Source organism: Haloimpatiens lingqiaonensis (assembly GCF_901447495.1).
Taxonomy (GTDB): Bacteria; Bacillota; Clostridia; order Clostridiales; family Clostridiaceae; genus Haloimpatiens; species Haloimpatiens lingqiaonensis.
The window spans coordinates 1-8,417 of the sequence record NZ_CABDWS010000105.1; the positions used below are offsets into that span (position 1 = coordinate 1).

Annotated in this window: 5 protein-coding genes; 4 read left to right on the forward strand and 1 reads right to left on the reverse strand. The window is 30.2% G+C overall.

What is annotated here, in order from left to right:
• Nucleotides 1-199: 199 nt before the first annotated feature.
• The 3 genes from FGK85_RS13890 to FGK85_RS13900 all read left to right on the forward strand — a co-directional run bounded on the left by FGK85_RS13890 (nucleotide 200) and on the right by FGK85_RS13900 (nucleotide 5,412).
• Nucleotides 200-1,156, forward strand: a complete 957-nt coding sequence (locus tag FGK85_RS13890) for a DUF1002 domain-containing protein (RefSeq protein ID WP_138207608.1) — start codon at nucleotides 200-202, stop codon at nucleotides 1,154-1,156.
• A gap of 410 nt (nucleotides 1,157-1,566) precedes the next feature.
• Nucleotides 1,567-4,158, forward strand: a complete 2,592-nt coding sequence (adhE, locus tag FGK85_RS13895; RefSeq protein ID WP_138207610.1) for a bifunctional acetaldehyde-CoA/alcohol dehydrogenase — start codon at nucleotides 1,567-1,569, stop codon at nucleotides 4,156-4,158.
• 267 nt (nucleotides 4,159-4,425) lie between these two features.
• Nucleotides 4,426-5,412 (forward strand): polysaccharide deacetylase family protein, encoded by a 987-nt coding sequence (locus FGK85_RS13900; protein ID WP_138207612.1) that lies wholly within the window; start codon nucleotides 4,426-4,428, stop codon nucleotides 5,410-5,412.
• Nucleotides 5,413-5,561: 149 nt separating this feature from the next.
• Here the strand turns inward: FGK85_RS13900 and FGK85_RS13905 are convergent, their stop codons facing one another.
• A complete protein-coding gene (locus FGK85_RS13905) occupies nucleotides 5,562-6,320 on the reverse strand; it encodes an exodeoxyribonuclease III (protein ID WP_138207614.1) in 759 nt (252 codons plus the stop codon).
• 421 nt (nucleotides 6,321-6,741) lie between these two features.
• Here FGK85_RS13905 and mgtE point away from each other — a divergent pair, with 421 nt between their 5' ends.
• The gene (gene mgtE, locus FGK85_RS13910) at nucleotides 6,742-8,085 is read left to right on the forward strand and encodes a magnesium transporter (protein WP_279232926.1); all 1,344 of its coding nucleotides are present in this window, start codon (nucleotides 6,742-6,744) and stop codon (nucleotides 8,083-8,085) included.
• Nucleotides 8,086-8,417 lie beyond the last annotated feature (332 nt).

Consider the following 8,417-nt stretch of genomic DNA (forward strand, 5'->3'; position numbering starts at 1 on the left):
ATACTGACAACCTCCCGTGTGATTAATTGAGTAATAACTTTTATATATCACGGAAACCGTCGGTGTGCCATATTTATTTTTTGGTAGCATTACCAATTTGACTTTTTATTTTGCAGAACTAAAGTTAATGATTATAGAAGGAGGTGAAACTTAGGGAGATATATATTTACATTAATAAATTTTCTCCCTAAAGATTAAAATGAAAGCTAAAAGAATTATAGGTAGATTATTAGCAGCAGTAATGGCAATGTCTATAATATCAGGTGTTTCAACAAGAAATGCCTATGCGGATTCCTTTAAAGTCGTGACTTTAGGAGCTGATTTAAGTGCAAAACAAAAGGAGGACATGCTTAAATATTTTGGTGTTAATAAAGATGACGCAAATGTAATAGAAGTTACCAATGAGGAAGAGGTTAAATATTTAGGAGAGGCGGCATCTAAAGAGCAAATAGGTACTAAAGCCATATCTTGTTCTTATGTGGAACCTACTAGTAAGGATGGATTGAATATTTCAGTTAATAATATATCTTGGGTTACAGAGAGTATGATAAAAAATGCATTGATAACAGCAGGTATAAAAAATGCTAATGTTAAAGTAGGAGCTCCATTTAAAGTGTCAGGTACAGCAGCGCTTACAGGTATATTGAAAGGATTTGAAAATAGTAGTGGTGGTAAAAAAATTGATGAAAACAAGAAAAAGGTAGCTAATGAAGAACTGGTTGTAACTGGTAAATTGGGTGATAAAATTGGAAAAGATGAAGCTGCTAAATTAATAAATGAAGTTAAAAAAGATGTAATTAAGAAAAAACCTAAAACTGAAGAGGAAATAGAAAAAATAGTAGTAAACATAACAAACAATTATGGACAAAAATTTAGTGAGGAAGATATTAAAAGTATAACTACTTTAATGAAAAAAATAAATGGTTTGAATTTAGATTTTAAGCAATTGAAAGATCAGTTAAATGGAGTAGCTAAAAGTTTAAAAGATAAATTAAATAGTGAAGAAACACAAGGGTTCTTCAGTAAAATTTGGAATGCTATTAAGAGCTTTTTTACAAATCTTTTTTCAATTGAAAGCAATAATGTAGAAGTAAATTTTGCAATAGAGCAAGGAAACGTGCAAGAATATAAAACAATTAGAGTTTGTAGTCTTTAAAATAAGTAGAATATTAAACTAAAAATGAACAAAACTAAATAAAATAATAAATAAAAGAGTGGAAGTGTTAAAAAAATAACAAGTTCACTCTTTTATTTATTGAAGTAAATGCATAGCAAAGTAAAATGATAATTAACAATAAACGCCTATAGTTTTATGCAGATAAGCTTGATTTAAAAGGGTGGTCATTTAAATTCAAGTAAATGTTTACAATGAATATATAATTAATTTACGTATATAAAGAAGCAAAAAAATGATTAAACTATATAAAAAAATGCAAAAAAATTATTAAAGTATGATTGACATTTAACAAACAATGTTAGATAATTAGATTGTAAAAAATAATATGTCTAGAGAAAATATTTTAAATTAACATAATTTAAAGAATGTTTTGAAAGAGGTGTTTATTAATGAAGGTAACCAATGTTGAAGAATTAATGCAAAAGATGGCAGAAGTGAAAAAAGCTCAAAAGGAATTTTCTAAATTAAATCAAGAAAAAGTAGATGAAATATTTAGAGCTGCAGCTATGGCAGCAAATATTAATAGAATTAAACTTGCTAAAATGGCAGTAGAAGAAACTGGAATGGGCATTGTAGAAGATAAAGTAATTAAAAATCATTTTGCTTCAGAATATATATACAATAAATACAAGGATGAAAAAACTTGTGGAGCTATAGAAAAAGACAATGCTTTTGGAATAACTAAAATTGCAGAACCAATAGGAGTTATTGCAGCAGTAGTTCCAACAACTAATCCTACATCTACAGCAATATTTAAGGCACTAATAGCACTAAAGACAAGAAATGGTATAATCTTCTCACCACACCCAAGAGCAAAGAATTCAACTATAGAAGCTGCAAAGATTGTACTAGATGCAGCAGTTAAAGCAGGGGCACCAGAAGGAATAATTGGATGGATTGATGAACCTTCAATTGAACTTTCACAGGTTGTAATGAAGGAAGCTGATATAACACTAGCTACAGGTGGTCCAGGAATGGTTAAAGCTGCTTATTCTTCAGGAAAACCAGCCATAGGAGTTGGGGCAGGTAATACCCCAGCTATAATAGATGAAACTGCGGACATAAAGATGGCAGTCAATTCTATACTTCTTTCAAAAACATTCGACAATGGAGTAATTTGTGCATCTGAGCAATCAGTTATAGCAGTTGAATCAGTGTACAATAAAGTTAGAAAAGAGTTTGCAGATAGAGGAGCATACATACTTAAGGGAGACGAAGTAGATAAGGTAAGAAAAGTAATATTAATAAATGGAAACTTAAATGCAAATATAGTTGGTCAGCCAGCATATAAGATAGCTGAGATGGCAGGAGTTACTGTGCCAGAAAACGCAAAAGTTCTTATAGGAGAGGTACAGTCTGTAGAGTTAGAAGAAGCATTTTCACATGAAAAATTATCACCAGTACTTGGAATGTACAAGGCTAAAAACTTTGATGAAGCACTAAAGAAAGCAGAAAGACTTGTAGAATTAGGTGGATTTGGACATACTTCTTCATTATATGTGGATACAGCTAAAGGAAAAGAAAAAGTAGAAAAATTCAGTGTGGCAATGAAAACTGGTAGAACTATAATAAATATGCCTTCATCACAAGGGGCTATAGGAGATATATACAACTTTAAATTAGCACCATCTTTAACTCTAGGCTGCGGTTCATGGGGCGGAAACTCTGTATCAGAGAATGTTGGACCTAAACACTTATTGAATATAAAGACAGTAGCTGAGAGGAGAGAAAATATGCTTTGGTTTAGAGTTCCAGAAAAAGTTTATTTCAAATATGGCAGTCTTGGAGTGTCATTAAAAGAATTAAAGGATTTAAACAAGAAAAAAGCATTTATAGTAACAGATAAAGTTCTTTATGAATTAGGATATGTATCTAAAGTTACATCAGTACTTGATGAAATAGGTGTTGATTATAAAATATTCACAGATGTGGAACCAGATCCAACACTTGCAGCAGCTAAAAAGGGTGCCAAGGAAATGCTAAGCTACAACCCAGACACTATAATAGCTCTTGGCGGTGGATCAGCAATGGATGCTGCTAAGATTATGTGGGTACTATACGAGCATCCAGAAGTAAGATTTGAAGACTTAGCTATGAGATTTATGGATATAAGAAAGAGAATTTATAAGTTTCCTACTATGGGAGAAAAAGCATCTCTTGTATGTGTTGCTACATCAGCAGGAACAGGTTCAGAAGTTACTCCATTTGCAGTTATAACTGATGAACAGACAGGAATTAAATATCCACTTGCTGACTATGAATTGACTCCAGATATGGCAATTGTAGATGCTGAACTTATGATGGGAATGCCAAAAGGCTTAACAGCAGCATCAGGTATAGATGCATTAACTCATGCTATAGAAGCTTATGTATCAATACTTGCATCAGATTATACTAATGGAATGGCTTTGGAGGCTATAAGATTAATATTTGAATATTTACCACTTGCATATAATGAAGGAACAACTAATGTGGAAGCTAGAGAAAAAATGGCCCATGCTTCAACTATTGCAGGCATGGCATTTGCAAATGCATTTTTAGGTGTATGCCATTCTATGGCACATAAACTAGGGGCAGCACATCATGTACCACATGGAATTGCTAATGCATTGTTAATAAATGAAGTTATAAAATTTAATGCAGTAGATGCTCCGAGAAAACAAGCAGCTTTCCCACAATACAAATATCCAAATGCTAAGGAAAGATATGCAAGAATTGCTGATTACTTAGTCTTAGGTGGAAAAACAGCAGATGAAAAAGTAGTGTTATTGACAAAAGCAATAGATGAATTAAAAGCTAAAATTAATATTCCAATGTCCATAAAGGAAGCAGGAGTTTCAGAAGAGAAATTCTATGCTACATTGGATGATATGTCAGAGCAGGCTTTTGATGATCAATGTACAGGAGCTAATCCTAGATATCCATTAATAAGTGAAATAAAGCAAATGTATACAAATGCTTTTGGTAAAGAAGAAAAATAAAGATGATAAAGAAATAGTGTTAACATAATTGAAGTGCACCTTAAAAGTTAGAAAATCATATTTCTATATGTCTAACTTTTGAGGTGTATTTTTATATTTTCAGTAGCTTGTATGAAAAGCTGTTATTTATGATTTTATTTAAAAAATAAAGTATAAAAATTATGGATGTAACCAAATTTTAACCGAATTATAGACTTTTGTAACAAATTAGAACTGGAAGTAGTATAATATATATAGCATAAGGACAAGTTATAGGAGGCAGGTTAAATGAGAGTTGGTAGAACAAGACTAAAGAATAATAAAAAATTTAGAAGAAGAAGAATTATATTGGGAGTTAGTGCAATTATAATAGTAGCTACAGGGATTTATTTCACTAAAACTCTTTTAAATAAAAATCATAAAAAATCAAATGTACAAGTTTTATCAAAGAAAGAGGATAACAAGAAAGAAACAAAGAATATAAATGAAAAAAAGAAATATTTGAAAGAAGAGGAAGTAAAACAGAAAGAAATTAAAAAACCAAATCCAGAGGATATAGTTAAAGGAGCAAATGTAACAATAGAAGGGGATAAATACACCTATGATGCAAAAAAGATAGAGGGTGACCTAAAAAGTGGTAAAGCGCATGTGGACGGAAAGAAAATAGCATTTTTAACTTTTGATGATGGGCCTTCTACAACAGTTACACCTAAAATATTGAATACGTTAAAAGAAAATAATATAAAAGCAACATTTTTTATAGTGGGTAATTCTTTAGAGGGTTCTGATAGGGCTAAAGAAATATTAAAAGAAACTGTAAAAGAAGGACATGCTATTGCCAATCATACATACTCTCACAATTATAAACATTTGTACCCAGGAAGATTTGTAAATGCTAATAATTTTATGAATGAAATAAAGCAAAATGAAAGAATAATGAAATCAGTTTTAGATGAAGATTTTCATACTAGGGTAATAAGATTTCCTGGAGGACATATGTCATGGAAGGGAACAGAAGCTGTAGATAAAATAATGAATGATAATAATTATGCCTATGTAGATTGGAATGCTTTATCTGGAGATGCGGAAGGAAAAAGAAGAACTCCAGAACAATTAGCAGCTCGGGTAAAGAGAGAAGTTACTGAAAACTATAAGCCAGATAGATTGGTTGTATTAATGCACGACACTTACGGAAAGGAAAACACGGCTAAATCACTACAGGAAATAATTAATCATTTAAAATCACTTGGATATGAATTTAAAACACTAAAATAAATATTGTTAAAAAGGGGTTGTGGCACTAAGAATAAATGCTGCCATATATTGTGCTAGATTTAAATCTTTAGAACAATATATGGTATGTAAATTTTTTAATACCACAGCCCCTTTTTTATATGTCATGTCTATGGAGTTATTAATAAGGTTTATAATTCTATAGTTATAGGGCAGTGATCTGAACCCATTACTTCATTTAATATTTCAGCATTTTTTATATTATTTAATAAATTATTTGAAACAAAATGATAGTCAATTCTCCAGCCGGTATTTCTTTCTCTTGCTTTAAACCTATAACTCCACCAGGAGTATTTTACTTCTTCAGGATTCAAATATCTAAAAGAATCTGTGTAACCATTAGATATAAATTTATCTATCCAAGCTCTTTCCATAGGCAAAAAGCCAGAAGTTTTTTCGTTAGCTTTAGCATTTTTTATATCCATAGGGGTATGAGCTGTGTTGTAATCTCCGCATATAATAAGTTTTTTACCATTAGATACCTCTTTATTACAATAATCTAAAATAGCATCGTAAAATCTCATTTTGTAATCTAATCTTTCTTCATTCATTTGGCCATTAGGGAAGTATATATTAAGAAGAGTGAATTCTTGAAATTCTGTAATTAAAATTCTTCCCTCACTGTCAAACTCATCAATACCTATGCCATGTTTAACGGAAATAGGCTGATTTTTAGTATAAGTAGCTACTCCGCTATATCCTTTTTTTTCTGCAAAGGAAAAATATGAATAGTATCCTTCTATATCTTTAAGGTTGTCATTTAAGTCCTTTTCTTGAAGTTTAGTTTCTTGAATACAAAGTATATCAGGATTATACTCTTTTACAAACTCTAAAAAATTTTTTTTCATAATGGCTCTTAAACCATTTACATTCCATGAATATATTTTCATAAGTATCACTCCTATAAAATTACATAATTAATTCTCTTTACTAATAGACTAAAGGATTGATTAGAAAATTTCAATAAAAATTAACTTTATAAATAAACATTTACATTATACAGACAATAATTTAATATACTAATGTTATTTTTATTATATATAATTTCATAAAAATAGTTATTTTATAGATTGCTATAGTTGATAATAGTTATTTAATGTGATAAAATTTTAATATAAGCAATATGTAGACGAAACTTAGGGTTCCCTGTTGGAGGAGACTAGGTTTTATTTTTTTGTAAATCATATTTTAAAATTTATTTAAGAGAAGGTGATAGTTATGGAAACGGATCCTGGACAGCATCGGATTATAAAAAATAAAATAAGAAGAGCCATAACTATAGAGATATGGCTCTAAAAAGGAGCTGTATCTGTGAATAAAAATGTAGAAAAAATACTAGAACTTATGAAGGAAAAGAAATATGCTGATGTAAGAGAACAGATAGTAAACCTTAACTCAGTTCATATTGGAGAAATAATGGAGCAGCTAGATGTGCCCGAGGCTATAATTTTATTTAGAACTTTGCCTAAGGATTTAGCTATAGACGTGTTTAATTATACTAGCAGCGATTTTCAAGAGAAGTTAATATCATCTATTACAGATAAGGAATTAGAGCATATAATGCATGAAATTTACTTTGATGATATGATAGACCTTTTAGAAGAAATGCCAGCAAAGGTAGTAAAAAAGATTTTAAAATACTCTAATGTGGAAGAAAGAAAGCTTATAAATGAATTTTTAAATTACCCAGATAATTCAGCAGGAAGCCTTATGACTATAGAATATGTGGATTTAAAGAAAGATATGACAGTAGCTAAGGCTATAGAGCACATAAAAGCTACAGGTGTTAATAAAGAAACCATATATACCTGCTATGTAATAGGGGAAGAAAGAAAACTTGAAGGTATAATATCTCTTAGAAATTTAATTTTAAGTGATTATAGCTTACCAATTAAAGATATTATGAAAAAGGATATAGTGTATGTGCATACCCATGATGATCAGGAAGAAGTAGCACATGTATTTAAAAAATATGATTTGATAGCTGTGCCAGTAGTAGATTTGGAAGGTAGGCTTACGGGTATTATTACAGTAGATGACATAGTGGATGTTATTGAACAGGAAAATACAGAAGACTTTCAAAAAATGGCAGCTATGGCTCCTTCAGAAGAAGAGTATTTAAATACTGGAGTTTGGAAACTTGCTAAAAATAGACTTATGTGGCTTATTATACTTATGGTATCTGCAACTTTTACTGGAGGAATAATAAAAAGGTTTGAGGATGTACTTCAATCTGTTGTTATTTTAACTGCATTTATACCTATGCTTATGGATACTGGCGGAAATGCAGGTTCACAATCTGCAACATTGGTTATAAGAAGTATTGCATTGGGAGAAATAAAAGCCAAGGATACATTGAGGGTAGTTTGGAAGGAATTTAGGGTAAGTTTGATAGTTGGTGTTATTTTATCTTTTATAAATTTCCTTAGACTATATTTTATAGAAAGAGTGTCTTTAAATATATCTATAACTGTTTGTTTAACACTTGTATTTACAGTAATTTTAGCTAAAATAGTAGGGGCTGTTTTACCAATTTTGGCTAAAAAACTTAAACTGGATCCTGCTATTATGGCAAGCCCTTTGATAACTACTATAGTAGATGCAGCATCACTTATAGTATACTTTTCTGTTGCAAAGTTAATGCTAGGTATATAGTTTTTAATTAAAATAAGCAATTTAGGCATAATAAAAGTATGAATTTATCAGAAGTTTAGCGCTTAAAAATTTTTGGGGCGTGAGCCCGCTGATTTATAATGAATGATTGAGGGTTAGGTTAAAAACCATAAATTCTGATTTTTGCTGGAAATTTTAGAGAAAAAATTTGCATAATAAAAGCATCCTTTTTATAATAGTTTTGACAAGAAACCAACTTAAAAAGGATGCTGATAAAATGAGTAAAAGTTATTTAAAACAATTACTTACTTATATTAATAAGGTATACGATATAGGTGAAAAAATCAATAACTTAAAAGATAAAAGAATAAAAT